22 protein-coding genes are annotated in these 18,249 nt (G+C 45.0%); 11 read left to right on the top strand and 11 right to left on the bottom strand.

Annotation, left to right across the window (positions count from 1 at the left end):
• Positions 1-37 precede the first annotated feature (37 nt).
• Together ppx and A9E74_RS00620 are read left to right on the top strand one after the other, a co-directional pair.
• Positions 38-1,543 carry an exopolyphosphatase gene (ppx, locus tag A9E74_RS00625; RefSeq protein WP_069294739.1) on the top strand — a complete coding sequence of 502 codons (1,506 nt, stop codon included), beginning with the start codon at positions 38-40 and terminating at the stop codon, positions 1,541-1,543.
• A 102-nt stretch (positions 1,544-1,645) separates the two neighbouring features.
• Positions 1,646-2,176, top strand: a complete 531-nt coding sequence (locus A9E74_RS00620) for a hypothetical protein (RefSeq protein ID WP_069294738.1) — start codon at positions 1,646-1,648, stop codon at positions 2,174-2,176.
• A 42-nt stretch (positions 2,177-2,218) separates the two neighbouring features.
• Here A9E74_RS00620 and A9E74_RS14595 read toward each other — a convergent pair whose 3' ends face one another.
• Together A9E74_RS14595 and A9E74_RS14590 are read right to left on the bottom strand one after the other, a co-directional pair.
• A complete protein-coding gene (locus A9E74_RS14595; RefSeq protein WP_245651986.1) occupies positions 2,219-2,419 on the bottom strand; it encodes a c-type cytochrome in 201 nt (66 codons plus the stop codon).
• Positions 2,416-2,610 carry a hypothetical protein gene (locus tag A9E74_RS14590; RefSeq protein WP_245651985.1) on the bottom strand — a complete coding sequence of 65 codons (195 nt, stop codon included), beginning with the start codon at positions 2,608-2,610 and terminating at the stop codon, positions 2,416-2,418. Before A9E74_RS14590 ends, A9E74_RS14595 begins: the two co-directional genes overlap by 4 nt.
• A gap of 322 nt (positions 2,611-2,932) precedes the next feature.
• Between A9E74_RS14590 and A9E74_RS00610 the strand changes: the two genes are divergently transcribed.
• The 5 genes from A9E74_RS00610 to A9E74_RS00590 all read left to right on the top strand — a co-directional run bounded on the left by A9E74_RS00610 (position 2,933) and on the right by A9E74_RS00590 (position 6,810).
• The gene (locus A9E74_RS00610) at positions 2,933-3,685 is read left to right on the top strand and encodes a sulfite exporter TauE/SafE family protein (RefSeq protein WP_069294737.1); all 753 of its coding nucleotides are present in this window, start codon (positions 2,933-2,935) and stop codon (positions 3,683-3,685) included.
• 15 nt (positions 3,686-3,700) lie between these two features.
• A complete protein-coding gene (locus tag A9E74_RS00605; RefSeq protein WP_069294736.1) occupies positions 3,701-4,639 on the top strand; it encodes a sigma 54-interacting transcriptional regulator in 939 nt (312 codons plus the stop codon).
• A gap of 70 nt (positions 4,640-4,709) precedes the next feature.
• On the top strand, positions 4,710-5,543 hold the full coding sequence (locus tag A9E74_RS00600; protein ID WP_069294735.1) for a thymidylate synthase: 834 nt from the start codon (positions 4,710-4,712) through the stop codon (positions 5,541-5,543).
• Positions 5,540-5,977: a hemerythrin domain-containing protein gene (locus tag A9E74_RS00595; protein WP_069294734.1), complete on the top strand. Its 438-nt coding sequence runs from the start codon at positions 5,540-5,542 to the stop codon at positions 5,975-5,977. The genes A9E74_RS00600 and A9E74_RS00595 overlap by 4 nt, the downstream gene beginning before the upstream one ends.
• A 95-nt stretch (positions 5,978-6,072) precedes the next feature.
• Positions 6,073-6,810 carry a cytochrome b/b6 domain-containing protein gene (locus A9E74_RS00590; protein WP_069294733.1) on the top strand — a complete coding sequence of 246 codons (738 nt, stop codon included), beginning with the start codon at positions 6,073-6,075 and terminating at the stop codon, positions 6,808-6,810.
• A gap of 7 nt (positions 6,811-6,817) precedes the next feature.
• On the opposite strand, the gene A9E74_RS00585 is transcribed toward A9E74_RS00590, so the two are convergent.
• The 3 genes from A9E74_RS00585 to radC all read right to left on the bottom strand — a co-directional run bounded on the left by A9E74_RS00585 (position 6,818) and on the right by radC (position 10,856).
• Entirely contained in the window at positions 6,818-7,954 is a 1,137-nt protein-coding gene (locus tag A9E74_RS00585) for a PepSY-associated TM helix domain-containing protein (RefSeq protein ID WP_069294732.1), read from the bottom strand.
• 74 nt (positions 7,955-8,028) lie between these two features.
• Positions 8,029-10,056: a TonB-dependent receptor gene (locus A9E74_RS00580; RefSeq protein ID WP_069294731.1), complete on the bottom strand. Its 2,028-nt coding sequence runs from the start codon at positions 10,054-10,056 to the stop codon at positions 8,029-8,031.
• 125 nt (positions 10,057-10,181) lie between these two features.
• Entirely contained in the window at positions 10,182-10,856 is a 675-nt protein-coding gene (radC, locus tag A9E74_RS00575) for a RadC family protein (RefSeq protein ID WP_069294730.1), read from the bottom strand.
• A gap of 326 nt (positions 10,857-11,182) precedes the next feature.
• On the opposite strand from radC, the gene A9E74_RS00570 reads away from it, so the two are divergent.
• From A9E74_RS00570 to A9E74_RS00555, 3 genes are all read left to right on the top strand, one after another.
• Complete coding sequence (locus tag A9E74_RS00570) at positions 11,183-11,896, top strand: hypothetical protein (protein WP_069294729.1); 714 nt, start codon at positions 11,183-11,185, stop codon at positions 11,894-11,896.
• 77 nt (positions 11,897-11,973) lie between these two features.
• Positions 11,974-13,035: a hypothetical protein gene (locus tag A9E74_RS00565; RefSeq protein WP_069294728.1), complete on the top strand. Its 1,062-nt coding sequence runs from the start codon at positions 11,974-11,976 to the stop codon at positions 13,033-13,035.
• 576 nt (positions 13,036-13,611) lie between these two features.
• Positions 13,612-14,619 carry a YihY/virulence factor BrkB family protein gene (locus A9E74_RS00555; protein WP_069294726.1) on the top strand — a complete coding sequence of 336 codons (1,008 nt, stop codon included), beginning with the start codon at positions 13,612-13,614 and terminating at the stop codon, positions 14,617-14,619.
• Between the two features lie 97 nt (positions 14,620-14,716).
• On the opposite strand, the gene A9E74_RS00550 is transcribed toward A9E74_RS00555, so the two are convergent.
• Both A9E74_RS00550 and A9E74_RS00545 read right to left on the bottom strand, forming a co-directional pair.
• Positions 14,717-15,037 (bottom strand): YdhR family protein, encoded by a 321-nt coding sequence (locus A9E74_RS00550; RefSeq protein ID WP_069294725.1) that lies wholly within the window; start codon positions 15,035-15,037, stop codon positions 14,717-14,719.
• 112 nt (positions 15,038-15,149) lie between these two features.
• Entirely contained in the window at positions 15,150-15,917 is a 768-nt protein-coding gene (locus tag A9E74_RS00545) for an SDR family NAD(P)-dependent oxidoreductase (RefSeq protein ID WP_069294724.1), read from the bottom strand.
• A 167-nt stretch (positions 15,918-16,084) separates the two neighbouring features.
• Between A9E74_RS00545 and A9E74_RS00540 the strand changes: the two genes are divergently transcribed.
• Entirely contained in the window at positions 16,085-16,369 is a 285-nt protein-coding gene (locus A9E74_RS00540) for a winged helix-turn-helix transcriptional regulator (protein ID WP_218104266.1), read from the top strand.
• 83 nt (positions 16,370-16,452) lie between these two features.
• On the opposite strand, the gene A9E74_RS00535 is transcribed toward A9E74_RS00540, so the two are convergent.
• Genes A9E74_RS00535 through A9E74_RS00520 form a run of 4 tightly spaced genes read right to left on the bottom strand, consistent with a single transcriptional unit; the run spans position 16,453 to position 18,231 of the window.
• Positions 16,453-16,719 (bottom strand): TonB-dependent receptor, encoded by a 267-nt coding sequence (locus A9E74_RS00535; protein ID WP_069294722.1) that lies wholly within the window; start codon positions 16,717-16,719, stop codon positions 16,453-16,455.
• A gap of 55 nt (positions 16,720-16,774) precedes the next feature.
• Positions 16,775-17,260 (bottom strand): c-type cytochrome, encoded by a 486-nt coding sequence (locus A9E74_RS14460; RefSeq protein WP_218104265.1) that lies wholly within the window; start codon positions 17,258-17,260, stop codon positions 16,775-16,777.
• Positions 17,238-17,696 (bottom strand): c-type cytochrome, encoded by a 459-nt coding sequence (locus A9E74_RS00525; protein ID WP_069294721.1) that lies wholly within the window; start codon positions 17,694-17,696, stop codon positions 17,238-17,240. The genes A9E74_RS14460 and A9E74_RS00525 overlap by 23 nt, the downstream gene beginning before the upstream one ends.
• A complete protein-coding gene (locus A9E74_RS00520) occupies positions 17,689-18,231 on the bottom strand; it encodes a methylamine dehydrogenase light chain (protein ID WP_069294720.1) in 543 nt (180 codons plus the stop codon). The genes A9E74_RS00525 and A9E74_RS00520 overlap by 8 nt, the downstream gene beginning before the upstream one ends.
• Positions 18,232-18,249: the final 18 nt, after the last annotated feature.

Here is an 18,249-nt window from a genome sequence, read left to right as displayed (position 1 = left end):
CAGGCAAAATGCCATCACGTCCATTTAAGCTGAGTTTATGGAAACACCAGAAGATTTTGATGTCCTCGCCGCTGTAGACCTCGGTTCAAACAGCTTTCATATGATCATTGCCCGATTGCGTGACGGGCACTTCCAGGTAATGGATCGACTGCGTGAAATGGTGCAGCTAAGAGCCGGACTGGATAAACACAATATGTTGTCCGAAGAGGCTCAGACTCGCGCTATCGCCTGTCTGGAACGCTTCGGCGAGCGCATTCGACATTTGCCTGCCGGAAAAGTCAGGATAGTTGGTACCAATACATTACGCGTTGCTGAAAATAGTCGTGAATTTCTGCGTAAAGCCCGACAGGCGTTAGGCCATCCCATCGAAATAGTCACTGGCGAAGAAGAGGCACGGCTAATCTATATGGGCGTTTCGCGCTCATTAGCCTTTGATAATAGCCGCCGACTGGTGATGGATATTGGTGGTGGCAGCACGGAATTTATTATTGGTGAAGGGCTGGAAGGCATGCGCCGGGAAAGCCTGGAAATGGGCTGTGTTAGTTTCACTCAACGATTCTTTACCGATGGTACTGTTAGTCAATTGCGTATGCAGGCAGCCTTATTAACTGCGGCAATCAAGCTGCGTTCTATTCAACGACCCTATCAAAATCTTGGTTGGGTTGAGGCTGTTGGCGCTTCCGGCACAATTCGTACAGTAGCCAGTATAGCAACAGCGCAGAGTTGGAGCGAAAATGGGGTAATCACCACCGAAGCTCTGGATAAAATTATTGCTCATATGATTGAGGCTGGTCATCACGATCAATTTCAATTGGAGGGTTTAAGTCCAGAACGAGCCAATGTATTGGCTGGTGGGGTTGCTGTCTTAAAAGCATCATTCGACCGATTAAAAATTGATCGGATGATTGTGTCAGATGGAGCACTTCGTGAGGGTTTGCTTTACGACTTACAAGGCCGTATTCAGCATGATGATGAACGGGACCGCACGGTCAATTCATTAGCCCGTCGTTATCACGTCGATGAAGCTCACGCTGATCGGGTTAGCAAAATGGCAACGGAGTTATATCAACAGGTTGCCACCGAATGGGAAATCAGTGGAGAAGAGCATCTACATCGCCTGCAATGGGCGGCCAAATTACATGAAGTCGGATTGGCCATTTCGCATTACCAATATCACAAGCATTCTGCTTACTTAGTTGCACACTCGGATTTACCGGGTTTTTCACGTGAAGAACAACAAGCACTGGCGGCTATGGTCAGAGGGCAGCGTCGCAGTTTCCCTCGAAAACATATCAAACAGTTGTCTGATGATATGCAGCAATCCACCACCCGTCTGACCATCTTATTACGCTTATCTCTTGTATTTAATCGCGGCCGCAGTGAAAAGACCGACACCCATGTTGGCCTCAGCATGCATCGCAATTCATTGATATTGACACTGCCAACCGGCTGGCTGGAAGAGCATCCATTAACGGAAGCCGATCTGATTCAGGAGCGCCAGGAATTGAAAGAGATTGATATTCGTTTGAAGATCCGCGACTAGCTGCTGTTGGTCTTTCAAAGCCGCCTTTGCAAGATCAAAATCCTCTAAAACGGAATTTCGCTGCTCAGCAACAGTCAATGCTGTAATTGGCGAGGATAATTTATGTGGCGAAGCATATCTGTTGTTGTTTCAGCTTTAACGGTAACGCAGCCGATATGGGCGGAAGACAAGCTATATCAAAGTGAAACGGGCGAACGCTTCATCATCAGCCAGACGAAAGATGGCAAACATTGGGCAACACTGTTTATCAGTGATAAATACACTGCCAGCTTTGCCCATAATGAACTGATTCTGCTGCAACTAGATGATCAAACACCAATTTCATTGGAGCATGGCAATTTGAGTTGTGGCTCACCAGCCAAAGCCGCACAAACGGTGTTTTATGATTATTCCAGTTCCGTTGATGAGGTATTCGCCAAAGCTGAAACTCAGCCATTACCAAAAGGATTTCAGCAGGCACGGCAACGTGATGTGTTTAGTGCTATCACCGTAGATCGGCGTGCTGAAACGGTTGATTTTGTGTTGGAGGCTGAAACGATCAATTTGCAACAACTGCACTCAGCTAACACACTGATTTTTCATTTTGTCACTGATGATGGCAAACGTCATCAGGCCATATTTCACTTAAAATAAAACATGCAGGATCTGAGTAGCACTCAGATCCTGCATGTTTTTTTACTGCGCTTTTTTAGGTCTTACCTCGCCAATCGCACCATCTGCTCTGGCTTTAAAGTAGGCATAAAGATTATCTAATCCTGCCATAACTTCAGCGCTGGCTTTCCATGGTGGCATGGCCATTCTTCCGTTGGTGACAATATCGTCAAATTCTTCTCTAGTCAGATTATTCATACTGTCGGCCAAGTTTGGCCCAATCATGCCTTGTCCGAAGGAGCATGACAGCGTGCGCACTGATTTCGATGGATAATAAAACCTTTATAGGTTTCTTCGTCCAACACGTTTCCATCAGTTACCGTGTAAAGTTTATCCTCGGCAAAACTTAATGGGCTAAAAGCGAGTAAATTTGCCAATAACACTAAACTGAACGTTCTTCTCAGATTGTTTTTCATACATACTCCTGCAAATATTAATTGTCAGAATTCTGAGAAATTAACCGTTACTTACTTCATGCTCATCACTAGCTAAACCGTGCTTTATATGAGCATTCACGTGTAAACTGCTGCTTTCATCAATTTAGGACGTTCCACTTTCAGATGGTCCTCGGTTTTGATTACAACGTTATCCGGTCAACTTCATCAAACTCACAATACTAGTTTAGTAAATGCTAATAAATGAAAAATGTGTTTTTTGCGGTGCCACTAGGGCAAATCACACAAAAAATAAAGGGTTAAAGTGATAATCTGTCGACTAGTTGAAATTCAGGTTAAATAAATGGATGCACTCACGACATCGTTGGTCACAGCTTTTTTGCTGGGTTTGTTCAGTTCGGCCCATTGCATTGCCATGTGTGGCTCGGTGATTGGCGCTTTGACGTTGACCTTGCCAGTCGAAATCCGTCAACAGCCTCGTAAAATGTTTCCATTTGTCTTCAACTACAACGTCGGTCGCATCCTTAGCTACGCTATTGCTGGCAGTATTGTGGGTTTTCTTGCTTCTCCATTAGCTCAAATCAATGGACTGTCGGTATTACGTTATCTTTCGGTTTTAGTGATGATCGGTATGGGCTTGTATCTGGCCGGTTGGTTTCCAAAATTCGCCCATGCAGAAAAAATTGGCGCGCCAATCTGGCGAAAACTACAACCGATTGGGCAAAAACTGTTACCGGTACGTACGCTAAAACAAGCTTTTCTATTAGGCGCCGTTTGGGGCTGGTTACCGTGTGGTCTGGTTTATGCTGGTCTTGCTGTAGCAGCAACGACGGGAGATCCTTTATATGCTGCTTCAGTCATGCTGGCATTTGGCTTAGGTACTTTACCTGCTGTAATGGGGGCGGGAATGTTTGCTGGTATGTTGGCTTCATTAGCGCGTAATCAACTGTTTCGAAAACTGGCGGGGTTATTGATCATCGTGATGGCTTTGTTGCTATTGTTATGGCCTCATGGCGGGCATCATGATCATGAACATGTTGATACATCCCCTTCAACAGAGATGGAATCTGGTCATGATCATTCTCACCAACATTAAGTTGAGCGTGCCAACATGACGACAGAAATGATTGGTCATTCACCGCAAATCACGCATTTGCAGCGTGTGTTGCCGATGATTGCGTTAAGTGATGCCAGCGTATTGATTTGCGGAGAGACCGGCACCGGTAAAGAACTGGTTGCCCAACGTCTGCATCAATTAAGTCGTCGTGCTGATAAACCGATGGTAACCATTAATTGTGCTGCGTTACCGGCTCAAGATACCGAAGTGGACTTGTTTGGTCGGGCTAATGCAAATGGTGAGGTAATTGAGCCAGGAAGATTGCTGGCGGCTCAAGGTAGTTCAGTCTTTCTGGATGAAGTCGATGCCTTACCATTAAGCGTGCAGGCCAAAGTATTACGGTTTCTCGAAGCAGGCGAATGTCAGTTAGCCGGTAGCCATAAATTACATCTTATCGATGCACGGATTCTGGCGGCGTCCAGTGTGGACTTACCTGCCGAAGTAAAAGCTGGTCGATTTCGTGCCGACCTTTATTATCGCTTGCAAGTGGTGCCAATCGAATTGCCGGTGTTGAAGCAACGCAGTGAAGATATTCCGTTGCTGTTGAATTATTTTGCCAAGCAATTTGCTGGCAGTAATGCGCCCTTACGTTTTGCCAAAGATGTTATCCAACAATTGCAGCGTTACAGCTGGCCGGGCAATGTCCGCGAATTATCCAACTTTTGTCAGCGCCTCAGTTTATTGCAGCCGGGCATTATGGTGCAGCTAAAAGATCTGCCAGCAGAGATGCAGCAGAAAGCATTCTCAACTCCACAGCAATTTACAATTCCCCCAGAAGGCATTGATCTGTCGCAGTTGGAACTGGATTTGATCGAACAAGCTTTGGAAATGGCCGCTGGCAACCGCTCCAAAGCCGCCAGATTATTAGGTATTACCCGCGATACGCTGCTTTATCGCATGCAGAAATACGGCCTCTCTGACGAAAACCGATAGCTCTCTCAACCGTGCGTCAAAAGCACTTTTGGTTTACAGTAGCGGCACTGCAACAAATGAGAAAACAGGCATGAAACAGTATCTCGAATTACTCCGTGATGTAATGGATAACGGTGTAGATAAAGGCGATCGCACCGGCACTGGTGCCCGCTCAGTATTTGGTCGACAAGTGCGTTACGATTTAGCCGAAGGCTTTCCTTTACTCACCACCAAAAAACTGCATATTCGCAGTATTCTTCATGAACTCTTATGGTTTCTTAGTGGTGAGACCAATATCCGTTATCTTAAAGAAAATGGTGTATCGATTTGGGATGAGTGGGCGACACCTGAAGGTGAACTCGGCCCGGTTTACGGTGCACAATGGCGTAACTGGCAAGGTGCTGATGGTCAAAAATATGATCAGATTTCAGCATTAGTCGAAAGCTTGAAAAACAATCCCGACAGTCGCCGCCATATTATCAACGGCTGGAATGTCGCATTGTTACCGGACGAAAAACAAAAACCTTGGGAAAATGCCGCCGCTGGAAAAATGGCTCTGCCACCATGCCATGTTTTGTATCAGTTTTATGTGGCCAACGGTAAGCTCAGCGCGTCTTTATATATTCGTTCAAACGATTTGTTTCTGGGCAACCCTTATAACACCGCTTCACTGGCGTTTTTAACGCATATGCTGGCCCAGCAATGTGATTTGGATGTCGGTGAAATCGTTCTCAGCATTGGTGATGCCCACATATACAGCAATCATTTCGAGCAGGTTGAAACGCAATTACAACGCACTCCGGGTCCCTTACCTCAATTGAAAATTCATCGTAAACCCGACTCTATTTTTGACTATCGTTTTGATGATTTTGAAATCGTTGGTTATGAAGCGCAGGCCCATATTAAAGCGCCGATAGCCGTATGATTGAAAAAGCCCAAAAACCGTTATATATCGTCTGGCAGGACAAGTTTCTGCAACACGAATCGATCATTGATGAACAGCACCGAGGTGCTGTCGCGATCATCAATTCCCTGCATTACTTTATCCAGCAAGGGCTTTCACTAAATCAGTTAAAGCCGACGGTGCAGATTCTGAAAAACTATCTGAATTTTCATTTCATGACCGAACAGGGAATTCTAGAAGCACTAGAATGCCCATTAATGAAGCAATATAAAGCAGAATCAGCCAAAACCTTAAGAGACTTTGATGCCTGCTATCTACAAGGCATTTCCGAGGAAGATCCAACGACATTACTGATTTGTCTGAGAAACTGGTGGCAACAACATCTGGAATTGCATGAAAAAATCACCCCGTTTCTGCACGAGTGGAAAGGGGACTATTGCCGAGTTAACGAGTAAACAATACGCTGCATGGTGCATTGAACATGCCTTAAGTTTTTATTAAGAATATGGGTTTAGCCTAAGCGTAAGAGAGTAAATTCAAGGACTACAGCATGACACAACAAAACTTAAAATCTTATCGAGTTTGGGATAGACCGGTCAGGATCTTTCATTGGGTGGCGGTGTTGACGTTTATCCCGATGGTTGCCTTAGGTTTGGTAATGATGTTCAGCCGCGACTTAGGCATATCGGGTGAAGATAAAGTGTTGTTAAAAGCCATCCACATCTGGATTGGCTATGTGTTTTTCTTGAACATTGTGATGCGTATTGTTTGGGCTTTCCGTGGCAATCGCTTTGCCAGATGGAAAGCCATTTTGCCATTCGGTAGGGTTTATAAAGCGCAATACGCGGCTTATCGTGAAGCTGGCAAAACCAAACGTAAACTCAATTTCCTCGGTCATAACCCGCTAGGCCGCTGGAGCGTTATGGTGATGTTGTTTTTGATGACAGCACAAAGTATCACTGGCCTGGTATTGGGCAGCACCGATCTGTATATGCCACCGTTTGGTTCGCAAATAAAAGCCTGGGTAGCACAAGATGAAGCTTCCATGGCGTTGATTGTGCCGGGTGATCGGGAAACTGGTATCAACCCTGAGGCTTATCAGGAAATGCGTGATTTCCGTACCCCGTATCGCAGCTGGCACACTTACTTTTTTTATCTGCTGATAATCTCAGTTTTAGTGCATATTGCAGCGGTTATCAGAGCCGAGAAGAAAGAGGGCAGTGGCCTGACGTCAGGCATGATCACCGGCAATAAGGTGTATTCCGAAAAACCGTTTGATGCGGATTAAAAAACTGTTAAGCCGAATGGCGACTGGTCACCAGTCGCCTGGCCCGACGTTTTTGTAACCAGCGGATCAAGCCGGTTACAAATAATATCAATGGCAAAAATCCAGCAATAAACACCAGAATTCGGCCAGTCATGCCAAACACTTCGCCGTTATGCAGCGGATGTAACCAATGCATTAATACATCACCTCCGGTGTCATGTTTGGTGTCACGAAGCGCCAGAGTTTCTCCAGTTAAGGGATCAATCCACACCTGAGTTCGGGGAAAACGTCGGCTCGGTTCCCCGTCTTGATACATGGCAATTCGCCAGGCTTTCTGGTTATTCAATCCGGGTGTTTCCACCCAGCGTAATTCAGCTTGGGGAAATTGTTGTCTGGCGATTTCGACCGCTTGATCAGCAGTAATCCGCGACGCATTCTCTGAATGATTTAATGCAATTTTCGGTGAGCTGGTTAGATCAGAAAATGGCTTCACCAACATGGCCGTTTCATCAGGCAGGGCGAGTGCCGCCCCGGTCAGACTTAAAATCAGCAAAAACACTAATCCATAACTGCCCGCCAGCACATGCAGATCGTAATTGAGTCGTGCTTTACCAGTTCGAAGCTGAGGTTTTAAAGCATGTTTCAACCCTGCCCAACCCGGCCACCACAGCCAAATCCCGGAAATAAACGAAATTAAAGAAATCAGCCCGATAATGCCAATGGCGATCTTGCCGGGTTTTTCCAACAGCAGACTGTAATGCAAATCGTAAATCCAGGTCATTGCATAATCGCCCCAAAAACGGGAGCTGGTGACTTCAAGCGTCACAGGGTCAACCGTCAACATTAATGGGGAAAAGTGTTTTCCATCGGACTCAACCGGCGTGTAATAACGCGCCATAATCGGCCAGTCATTGTGCATTGGCTGTTCGATACGCCACGGATCGGTACGAGTCGGATGCGCCTGTTGCAGGGCATCAAGAATGTCCTGTTGTGCTGGCATTTCGTAAGGAACGCTGGTGGGTTCAATCTGCGGATTGATGATCTGATCGATTTCCAGATAAAACACCAGAATACTGCCAGTCAGCCCCAGCAATACCAGCAAAGCACCGATACTCAGACCGAGATATAAATGAATGCTCAGCCAGGTTCGGCGGGCGTTTTTCATGGTGAGGTTTATCCGAATGACGTTATTGATTCGCTGCCGAATAGTGACAGCGAATCAACCAAAAAAGTAATGGGCTAGAAGTCTACCTGAACTGAGCCATACACGGCACGTCCATCGCCTGGGGAGTGCATGCTTTCGGTATTTAACCAAACATATTCATAATATCGGTCAAATATATTTTTCAGTTCCAATCCCAGTTTTACTTTGTCAGTGAGTGCATAACTGGCCGAAGCGTTGACTAAAACATATTGGCCAAATTTTCGTGTGTCATTGTCAACGGTTAGATAGTAATCATCTTGTGCGCTGACCCAACTGGACAGCTTCAGTTTTGGGTTCGCCTGATAATCGATACCGGCATCAATTAAATAGCTCGGCACATGATCAATTTCATTGCCTTTGGAATTAGGTTTATCTGAGCCCGCTTTCAGGATTTCCGAATCCTGAAATGCGGCGGCAAACCATACACCTAATTTTTCGGTGGCTTGTGCATTAAATTGAACATCAACGCCACGACGTTCGGTTTTACCAATATTTTCACTGTCATTATTAGCATCACCTAACTTTGTTTTGAACTCTCCCGAGGCAACCTGCTGCCAGACAGCAACTCGACCATTTAACCAGTCGGTGGGGGTAAATTTCAGCCCAATCTCCCAGCCTTCGTTAATAGACGCATCCAAATCATCGGAGAAAACATTTTTTTGATAGCTGGCGGCACCTGAAGCTACTTGAAAGGTTTTACCCCAATTACCATAAACCGCATAACGGTCCGTCAGTGAATACACAGCACTGAATTTTGGCTGACTGATATTGCCATAATCATTTATATCACGGCGCACACCGGCATCGTTCAAGCTGCCGCGAACCGTATCCACGCGATAAGCCGGTACCAGTTTTAACTTTTCGGTCGGTTTGTAAATCGCCTGAACAAAGCCGCCGTAGATATCAAAATCGAATTTTTGATCGCGAGTCTGAGAATTACGGTTTCTAAAATCATCGACGATATAACGGCGACTTTCATTATCTTGAAACTCGGCACTCAATCCCCCCACCAAGGCAAACTCATGCGCCCAACTCACTTCAGGTCGCCAGGTTAACGAGCTTAAAGCGCCTTTATGATCTTCCTGGGTGATGCGTTCATTATGATTGCCACCTGCGGCAAAGGTCACATAGCGATATTCATCAAGTTGATTCAGATAGGCTTTGGTATTCCAGAACAAGTTATCGCTGAGATCAACATCCAGATGTGCACTGAATTGATTCATAGAGCGATCCCCGCCATCAGGAGCGTTGTGAGGACGGGATTGTTCTGGATCATCACGTGCTTCAAAACGGGTTAAATAACCTGCTTCTTCAGCATTAGCCTGACCATGGCGGGCGATAAAACCAATCTGAGCACGGCCGCTTTCCGGGGTATAAAACCATTTACCTGAAAAGGTGCTTTTTTCGATATCACTATGATCACGGTAACGATTTGAATTCAGATAACTGATGGCATAGTTTTGTGAAAAACCATTGTTTTCGATACCACTGACAAACTGAACATGACGTGTGTCAAAGCTGCCGTAGCTGACTCGTCCTTTATTATAGTTGCCACCTTGCTGGGTCAGTATGTCGGCGTTCCCAGCAATGTTGTGCAATCCATAACGTGGGTCATTAGTTCCGCGAACAACTTCAATACTCTCAATCTCAAGTGGTGTCAGTAATTCCAGATAAGGCATATTGCCTGAGTTCTGGTTACTCGGAACACCATCAATCAGCAGTTTGACCGCATTGATTTCACCTTCACCATTAAAGCCCCGAAATGAAATTTTACCGGATTCATTTCCCATCCCATATTGTGTAAGCATCACGCCGGGCATTTGATCAAACAGTTGCCAAGTGTAATTCACATTTTGATTTTCAATGCGATCTTGGCTTAATACATCAACCGATGTTGATAGATTACGAGATGTCAGTGGGCCGTTATTGTCCGATGACACCACCATACTGCCCAAACTGAGACTGGCATCATCCAACAAATTTGAAGTTTGGGCATAAGCGCCATTGGCATAAATTACGGCAAGCGCAATGCTGATCGGTTTAAGTGTTTTGGTTATCGTCATAATGTTGGTCACGTCTTATGAATGGTTGGTTTTACAATTTCAAAAGCATAACGATCTGTGTGCCAACAAAAATGGGTGATATGCATTAATGGTGTGGCAAAAGCCTTATTTTCAATCGACTTGCTCTAACAATGTCCCAATTCAGCCAGTGAAGTGGTTTCAGCATCACCAACAATAATATGATCCAGAACCCGAATATCCACCAGCTCCAAAGCACTGCGTAAACGCTTGGTGATTTGAATATCCGACTGACTCGGCTCCGCCACACCAGAAGGATGGTTATGAGCAAAAATCACTGCAGCAGCATTATGTTTTAACGCCTGCTTCACCACTTCACGCGGATACACACTAGCCCCATCAATCGTGCCACGAAACAATGGCTCAAAACTGATCAGCCGATGCCGAGTATCGAGAAACAAACAGGCAAATACTTCATGGGGAAAATGCCGTAACTGACGTTGCAGATAAAGTCGGGTGGTAGCAGCATCGGTAAAGGCATTGCCCCGAGTCAGAGTTGACTCAAGATGCCGACGACTCATTTCCAACACGGCCTGTAACTGTACAAACTTCGCTGTCCCCAAACCATGTTGCTGACAAAAGGTGTGATGGTCTGCCTCCAGCAATGCTCTTAAGCCACCAAAATCAGCAAGCAGTTTTCGAGCTAAATCCACAGCCGAAATTCCGGTAACACCCGTTCGAAGAAAGATAGCCAACAACTCAGCATCCGATAATGCTGCCGCCCCAGCTTGAAGAAGTTTTTCACGCGGCCGTTCATCTGCCGGCCAGTCCTTAATTGCCATGATTCGCTCCCTGCGATTTTGGATTTTAATGAAGCTTAAATTTAACGATGGCGAATCATAAATACAAAACGAGATTTGTGATTCTGTGACTGGTGCGAGTAGTTGTGATGATTGGAATAAAGCAAGTATCTGCTCCAAATCACTAATAATTAATCGTGAATGATTCACGATTAATTTTTTCGGGTATAGTCGGAGAAAATAAGATATTTGATTTCAATTAGTTAATAAAGTCAGATGAAATTGAAAAAATAATTATGATTCACGTTAAATTATTATGTCGCAGACATCATTAACTGACTGTTATTTTTCCTTGAGAATTCGCTACGGTGACTGAAGATTTCAAATCACAGGCCCATAAATACGAGGTGACCAGAGAAGCTTTTCGCTCTAAGGCGAGGCATGATTTCCTGTCTCTGCACGAAAGTGCAAATGAGCTCATCATAACGCTCAATGAGACCGTTGCGAGGCATATGTTCTTTGTAAGCGGCAAATCTTGGAGTCATATAGAGAACGGCGACTATTTCAGCAAACTAATCGTCTCTTTTACCAGAACACATTTCATTCTATATGATTTAATAGTTTGCAATGAGCTTGTGGATGCGTCAGTACTATTCAGAAAGCAGCTTGAGCTTGTAAGCAGACTGGTGGAATTGGATAGTAAAATTGAGCTCTCAAAGCTTCTTAAGAAAACTCCAAAAGTAAAACATTTAGAATTTGATCTTAACAGGCTCTATACAGACTATACGGAACTGGCTCACTCATCGGTTTCTGACAAAATGGAACTACTTGGGAGAAAAGAGTTTGAGAACGGTTGGTTCACTACAGTCTTCCCAGAGTTCAGTGAAAACAGCTATGTTAGCTTCTACCACCTGTTTCTATTAGTTTCTCAGTACCACTATTGGATTGCAGAGAAATATTCAGTCTGGTTCGATGACTACAAAAAAGAAGACGATTGTGCCATTTACACTAAATGCTACGAAGCATTTAATGAGGTTTACTATGAAAATCCAAAGTTTAGTAGCATTGGCCGCAGGAATTAAAAACATAACAAATAAAGCAAGCCGACGCATATATGCGGCTTCTTTAGGCGTTAGAGAAAGGCACAGGCATCATTAATATGGCAGCCAGAGACCCGAATGTTACGGCTAGGAATAAGTCGATACAGGCGATGAAAGAACAGCTACGTTCTATATTGCCAGAAGCGCTCGCTGAGTCCGAGAAAGAAAGTGAAGCTTCGATAAATGCGTTTATCGGCCACAGAGCTGACGATTTTTTAGATCTGAAACATGACGTAATTACTACTCCAGAGGATTACATCCATAAGTGGCTACAAGGGATGAAATCGTTTGAAAATCCTTTCAAATCAGACATTCAAAAGCTACTTGAAAATTCCAAGAATAAGAACTTTAGAAAGTATGTACATATATTTTTAAAGAGAAGTTTTCTCAAACATTATAATGAACTGCATAGAGCTCGGCCGCATGTCGACGATTCAGAAATTTGGTTTGGCGTAAACGATGCGCATTATGGGCTTTTCGTCACTCCGCGTTGGAATGGAAGCGAATGGGAAAATGATAAATCAGAAATCAGAACCGTATCTTTCAAATATTGGACCATCGGCCATGTTTTGAAAACAGGGCTATGTGCACCTGATGATCCTGAAATATATGTGTTTGATAGCGTTAATGAATACCTTAATTTTTTCAAAGCGCAGGTCAGGCTTACGAAATCTAGTTATCAAAAAGCTATAGCATCAAATTACATAGAGTATGTTAAAGCGTCTAAAAAACCAGAAGATGTTCCTCTTCTTATACCAGAGCTCCGTTATGACGGATCAGGGAGAAAGCACGTATATAGACTGGATTTTTTTACTGTCAATCCATTCACTATGGAAAAAATTGGATTCGAGATATCCCCATGGTCAACTCACGGGAAGCTTACTGGAAAGGACAAGACTCTAATCAAGCTTAACAAAGAAGCGCTAGCTAATTTTGAGCGCGAAATGAAAAAGATCCGTGATTATTTCAAGAAGTTTAAGATTCCGATTTTTCATTTTACAGACTCTGATTTGGTTGATATAGACAAAGTATGGAGCGAAATCAAAGAACATTTGAATCCTGGATCTCCTCCTTTGCAGTTAGAGATGAGTATGTTTTCAGAGTATTTTGGTGATCTCTGACAATCGGTTCCTGTGAGGGATCAAAAGGGTCAGATCAAATTGAAATTTTATCTGACCCTTTTGGTTTCTTTTAACAGACTGTTATGGGTATATTCATGAAAGATCCAATAGCAATAGATAAAGTATTCGTACAGTTGCCAAACGAACCTCTGCGTGAGGTCACCATTCAGATTGGGCGCCCTTTTAAGGATTCCGAATATCCGGACGAATGGCTTTGCCCGGCCTCGCTGGAGCCTCTTCACTCGAACTTACTGCCTGCACGCTCCAATTCGGCTTTTCAATCACTGTGCCTGGCTAACGCTCGGATATTAAATTTATTACATGAAGTCTTGGGGCAAGGTGGTTCGGTTTGGCTGGAGCCAGACGCACCTTTTCCATTTGAGGCTTACGCTTTCGGTGTAGCCGTAAGCTTACCTAATAGATATAGTCGATGAGGGATGGACAGTAGTCTACCCAGTCAAGGATGCAAACTTGATTTTCATTCGGCCACTATCAAGGGGTCAGCCAACTTGATTTAACAAGGTAGAAGTAAATAATCACTACCAATCTATAAGATGTCAGCAAAAAAGGAGCGTTATGCCAAAAGATGACATCACGCCGCATCAAGCAGAAACATCGTCTGACGATAAACGCGGGCGACGAGCCAGCAACCCGACTGAAATCTCTTGGCGAGGATGGTGGGAAATTAGCCGCCGAGTCATCAACAATGTGAATCAACACGATATTTCACTTCTCGCAGCTGGCGTAGCGTTATTTATGATGTTGTCAGTCTTTCCGGCGTTGAATGTAGCCGTTTCGCTTTTTGGACTTTTTTCGTCACCTGTAAACATCATTTCCCAAGTGGAACCGTTTCGGCAACTATTGCCCGAACAGGCATTTGATATCTTTACCGATCAACTTACCAAGCTAACGGATACTGATGGAGCTGCCTTTAACTTAACGCTGGTCGTATCGCTGCTAGTGTGGCTTTGGGTGGCGCGCAAAGCCGCGATGGCGCTCATTAAGGCGTGCAATATTATTTACAAAGAACATGAAAAGCGCCCGTTTTGGAACCTGATGCTGGTGTCGCTTTTATTTACGGTGGTAGGTATTTTCAGTGTTGTGGTTTTAGCGTTACTCGCCATTTTGTTGCCCATCCTTCTTAGCATGATCCCCTTGGGCGAAACGTTGGAAACCTTGTTGAGAACATTACGTTGGCCAATTCTGGCGATGATATTCATTCTCGTACTTGAGTGCATTTACCGCTACGCACCCAATAGAAAAAATGCAAAATGGCGCTGGGTCAGTGTAGGCGCGGTCATTGCGACCATGCTATGGCTTTTGGCTTCTTTCGGTTTTACTGTCTATGTGCAGAATTTTTCTAATTACAATGAAACCTACGGTGCTATTGGCAGCGTGATCGTTCTCATCTTGTGGTTTTATATCACGGCCTTTGTCGTGCTGCTGGGAGCCGAGATAAATGCCGAGATGGAACATCAAACAGAAGTCGACTCCACGGTCGGTGAAGACAAGCCAATGGGCAAACGCGGTGCATACGTAGCGGACACTGCCGGAGCAGAACCTTCAGAAGAGAAGCAGCAATAAACGACAGTGATATTTAGGGCAGAGCGAAACTCAATTATCTTAGAACGGATATGAATTATTACTCTGTCCCCAGGTTTTCGATTGACCGACATGTCTGTCAGCTAATGAAGAAGGGTGAGTTCATATCTTTGCTCGCCTCGGCCACCACATCCCCATCAAACAGTTTGACGCTTAAGCTGGTGTTTGCAGTCTTGGCAAAGTCAGCCAACATGCCTTGCGCATAGGCACGGGCGCTCTCAACAGAATCGAATTCGTAGAAACCACCGACGGAATGGTTATTGATACCGCTTAACCAGGTTTTGCTTCGCATTCCCGGTACGGTATGCATAGCTTGATTGATCTCCTGCCACAGCTCCTCGGTGAAAGGTGCGGATAATTGAAGCTCGGCATATAGAAAAACACGGCTTGGCTGGGTCATAGTTGGCTCCTTGGTTAACTATTTGGGTCCAGGTTAAAACGCAAAATCACCTTAGAATGAATTTGAATTATTACGCTGAACCCACATTTTTCGCTCATTTTTCATACTGGAGTTAGTTTCGTCCAGCAATTACACCACCATCCACATCCCAAATGGCACCGGTTACCCAGCTTGCATCACTGCTGAGCAGGAAGCTAATCGCATGAGCAACATCTTCGGCAGTGCCGATCCTGCCAATCGGATGAAAGCTATCGAATGTAGCAAGCGTTTCATCGATTTCACTCGGTTCAATGAAGGATTCATAAATTGGAGTCTTTACAACTGCAGGTGAAACCGCATTGACCCGGATATTCTTATCAGCCAGTTCCATCGCCATATGTTGTGTCAATGCATGTAAACCGGCTTTAGCCATGGAATAAGCTGATGACGGCGTGGCTTTGATAGCTTGTTTTGCCCACATTGAACCAACATGCACAATAGAACCGCCACCATTTGCGACCATGTTTTTGGCGACAGCCTGAGAGATGAAGAATGTCGCACGGTTTAGCTCAAGATAAGTGTCGTAATCCTTACTCTCATGTTCAAGAAAGGATGTTGGTTTGAACTTGCCCGCTGCATTTACAAAATATTGAATATGGCGGTCGTGATTTGCCACAAAATCAATTATGCGTTGAACATCGCTGGCTTCGTACAAGTCTGCCTGTAGGGTTTTAATGTGGCCCATTCCAAAGAGATCATGCTTGGCCGCCTCCAATTTCGAAGATGAGCTACCAATAATTAGTGTATGAATGCCGCGTTTGAGCAATTGCTTTGCAGTTGCTAAACCCATTCCACTTGAGCCGCCTACGATCAAAGCCAAAGGACTGGTCATGTTTTCCATCTGATTACCTCCACGGGTAAATATTAAGGTGTGGACATAGGTTATGAAATTCGTAGACTATTGAAAATTAGGCACAAATTGGTGCCTTAGGTACTTTTTGGTACATCTTTATGAAAGCAAAGGGAAAAATATTTTTGAGGAAATCAGCCCCCGAAAAAAGTGCTCGTATGGTTGAGACCATTTACGGTTGCAAGTGGTCTCTGACGGTTTATCAACTACTGGCTAATGGCATCAACCGGCCTGGTGCAATGGTTCGTAACGTTGAGGGCTTAACAACCAAGGTGCTCAATGAATGCCTGAGAAAGAATGCAGAGTTTGGTATTTTGGAGCGTGTTAACTACAACGAAACGCCACCCCGTGTTGAATATAAGGTCACCGAGTTCGGCACCAAATTTCTACGTATTCTTGATGAGCTTGAAAAACTCCAAAGCGAAATTGAATGTGACATATAACAAGGCAGTGTGGCCGCCAGTTTGATTTTTGTGATTTAGAAATAACCCACGAACACGTTAATGTCCGCGGGCGCTGTTTAAAATTAAAACCCTGCTCTCAGATTAAGTGAAACACTACGGGGTTCACCATAAATGTTGTAGCTGTTTAGCCCGCGGATACGTTCATAATAGTGACGATCTGTAAAGTTATTTACAGCAAGTGTCAGGCCGGTCTTCTGAGTGATGTCATAACCCAGCTGAGCATTAAAGACAGCGTAGCAACTACCTTCCTTCACCTCTTTGACTTCAACTTCTCCAGCAGCCAGAGAAAAACCGGGATTGGCGAGATCGTTGAAGGCACGGTGTGACATCACGGGTACGGAACATCACTTATTTCTGAGGCTGAACTTGAGTTTTTAACAGCAGTTACGGCCAAGGATAGTCAGCTACTGTTTTACCTTCTTGTTTGTATTGATCAGCAATTTCCCGGCGGTAGCTGACCACATCAGCAATATCTACTGCACGGAGTTGGTTAACTTCTTCTTTGGTGAAGGGTGTGTAATCGGCGGTTTTATCGCCCCAAAGCTCGACGATGTAATTCATCACTTCGGCGATTTCTGTTGAGTTTAAGCCAGAGCTGACTACGCCCGGCACATGCATAAGATAGGTACGGCCTTTGGTGTCAGAGGTGAAAACGTTTATTAACTGTAACGGCGGGATTCCGCCTGCTGCTGAGCCTGTGCCATCCATCGCATGACATCCGGCACACTTTAAAATATAGCTTGTGGTGGCATTGTAACGAGCCGATTCGGCAAGCACGGGTGAAATTGAAGGAATGGCTGTTAACGCCATTAACCACCATAACAACCTGATGCGTTTGCCCGTCATATTACTTTTGTTCGCGTATCGCACGCAGCTCTTTGTGCGACAGCGGTGTGGCTTTCAATTTATCGATAAGGACAACATCCGGTAATGCGTCGCTGCCGTTTAAGGTGGTGAGAACATACTCCGCTATTTTGACCAATTCCTCACTTTCAACCATCGATTGGGGCGGCATGACCATGGCTTGATATTTGATACCGTCAACCGTAATAGTCCCGCTCAATCCTGCTGTCATGACGCCAGCAATATATTCATTACCTTTTGAACCTAGCCGTTGCCATAACTCAGCGTTTTGCAGTGGCGGTGCCAATCCCGGTATGCCGACGCCAGCATCGCCATGGCATGCAGCGCAGGTATTCGTAAACAAGTCTGCACCGCTTACTTCTGCTGCCCAAATGTTTGGCGTAGTAGTGAGCAGTACCAATGCTGAAGCAACAACATGCCGAAAGTGTTTTCTGTTATTCATCGACGATACCCACCAGCAGGGCGACTGTGCAGTAATAGCCTTTGTTGTCATTGGCCATACACCAGTTAATATCGTTATGCAGGCCCATCCGATATCCCGGCCGTTCATCTTGGCTGGTAAAGCAGAAGGTGCTACCGACTAGAGCCGCTTTACCACAGCAATCATTGTAAGAAACCAGGTAATCCTTGCCGTCATCCGGGTTAAGACAAGTGCCTACCCAGGCGACTTTTGAGGCATCTGAGCCGGGAGGGCATGAGGTGTTGGTGCCACCGGAGTCATTACACAACGTGCCATCTAACGCGCAGTAACGCCAATAATCGCAGGAAGTTTCATCAAATACCGAGGAGCCATCCGAGGCATAAGCCTTACCCATTGAGCGATCAAACGGTAATACAGGAAACAGCGCACTGGCTACCATTAAACCGCCGACCTTCGACAAAAAACCTCTTCGGCCATGCGTCTCTGCACTTTTACGGGCTTGCTTTTCTGCACGGCTATCCAGGATTTGGAGCATTTTTTCAAGTTTAGTGAACATGGATGTCTCCTTGGTCTA

Source organism: Methylophaga muralis (assembly GCF_001720165.1).
Taxonomy (GTDB): Bacteria; Pseudomonadota; Gammaproteobacteria; order Nitrosococcales; family Methylophagaceae; genus Methylophaga; species Methylophaga muralis.
Note: the sequence above shows the minus strand (reverse complement) of the source record. Positions and strands in the feature narration are given on the sequence as shown.

What these genes read in the sequence shown, in the direction of transcription:
- ppx (WP_069294739.1), top strand. Translation starts at nt 38, where the DNA reads ATGGAAACACCAGAAGATTTTGATGTCCTCGCCGCTGTAGACCTCGGT.
- A9E74_RS00620 (WP_069294738.1), top strand. Translation starts at nt 1,646, where the DNA reads ATGTGGCGAAGCATATCTGTTGTTGTTTCAGCTTTAACGGTAACGCAG.
- A9E74_RS14595 (WP_245651986.1), bottom strand. Translation starts at nt 2,419, where the DNA reads ATGATTGGGCCAAACTTGGCCGACAGTATGAATAATCTGACTAGAGAA.
- A9E74_RS14590 (WP_245651985.1), bottom strand. Translation starts at nt 2,610, where the DNA reads ATGAAAAACAATCTGAGAAGAACGTTCAGTTTAGTGTTATTGGCAAAT.
- A9E74_RS00610 (WP_069294737.1), top strand. Translation starts at nt 2,933, where the DNA reads ATGGATGCACTCACGACATCGTTGGTCACAGCTTTTTTGCTGGGTTTG.
- A9E74_RS00605 (WP_069294736.1), top strand. Translation starts at nt 3,701, where the DNA reads ATGACGACAGAAATGATTGGTCATTCACCGCAAATCACGCATTTGCAG.
- A9E74_RS00600 (WP_069294735.1), top strand. Translation starts at nt 4,710, where the DNA reads ATGAAACAGTATCTCGAATTACTCCGTGATGTAATGGATAACGGTGTA.
- A9E74_RS00595 (WP_069294734.1), top strand. Translation starts at nt 5,540, where the DNA reads ATGATTGAAAAAGCCCAAAAACCGTTATATATCGTCTGGCAGGACAAG.
- A9E74_RS00590 (WP_069294733.1), top strand. Translation starts at nt 6,073, where the DNA reads ATGACACAACAAAACTTAAAATCTTATCGAGTTTGGGATAGACCGGTC.
- A9E74_RS00585 (WP_069294732.1), bottom strand. Translation starts at nt 7,954, where the DNA reads ATGAAAAACGCCCGCCGAACCTGGCTGAGCATTCATTTATATCTCGGT.
- A9E74_RS00580 (WP_069294731.1), bottom strand. Translation starts at nt 10,056, where the DNA reads ATGACGATAACCAAAACACTTAAACCGATCAGCATTGCGCTTGCCGTA.
- radC (WP_069294730.1), bottom strand. Translation starts at nt 10,856, where the DNA reads ATGGCAATTAAGGACTGGCCGGCAGATGAACGGCCGCGTGAAAAACTT.
- A9E74_RS00565 (WP_069294728.1), top strand. Translation starts at nt 11,974, where the DNA reads ATGGCAGCCAGAGACCCGAATGTTACGGCTAGGAATAAGTCGATACAG.
- A9E74_RS00555 (WP_069294726.1), top strand. Translation starts at nt 13,612, where the DNA reads ATGCCAAAAGATGACATCACGCCGCATCAAGCAGAAACATCGTCTGAC.
- A9E74_RS00550 (WP_069294725.1), bottom strand. Translation starts at nt 15,037, where the DNA reads ATGACCCAGCCAAGCCGTGTTTTTCTATATGCCGAGCTTCAATTATCC.
- A9E74_RS00545 (WP_069294724.1), bottom strand. Translation starts at nt 15,917, where the DNA reads ATGGAAAACATGACCAGTCCTTTGGCTTTGATCGTAGGCGGCTCAAGT.
- A9E74_RS00540 (WP_218104266.1), top strand. Translation starts at nt 16,085, where the DNA reads ATGGTTGAGACCATTTACGGTTGCAAGTGGTCTCTGACGGTTTATCAA.
- A9E74_RS00535 (WP_069294722.1), bottom strand. Translation starts at nt 16,719, where the DNA reads ATGTCACACCGTGCCTTCAACGATCTCGCCAATCCCGGTTTTTCTCTG.
- A9E74_RS00525 (WP_069294721.1), bottom strand. Translation starts at nt 17,696, where the DNA reads ATGAATAACAGAAAACACTTTCGGCATGTTGTTGCTTCAGCATTGGTA.
- A9E74_RS00520 (WP_069294720.1), bottom strand. Translation starts at nt 18,231, where the DNA reads ATGTTCACTAAACTTGAAAAAATGCTCCAAATCCTGGATAGCCGTGCA.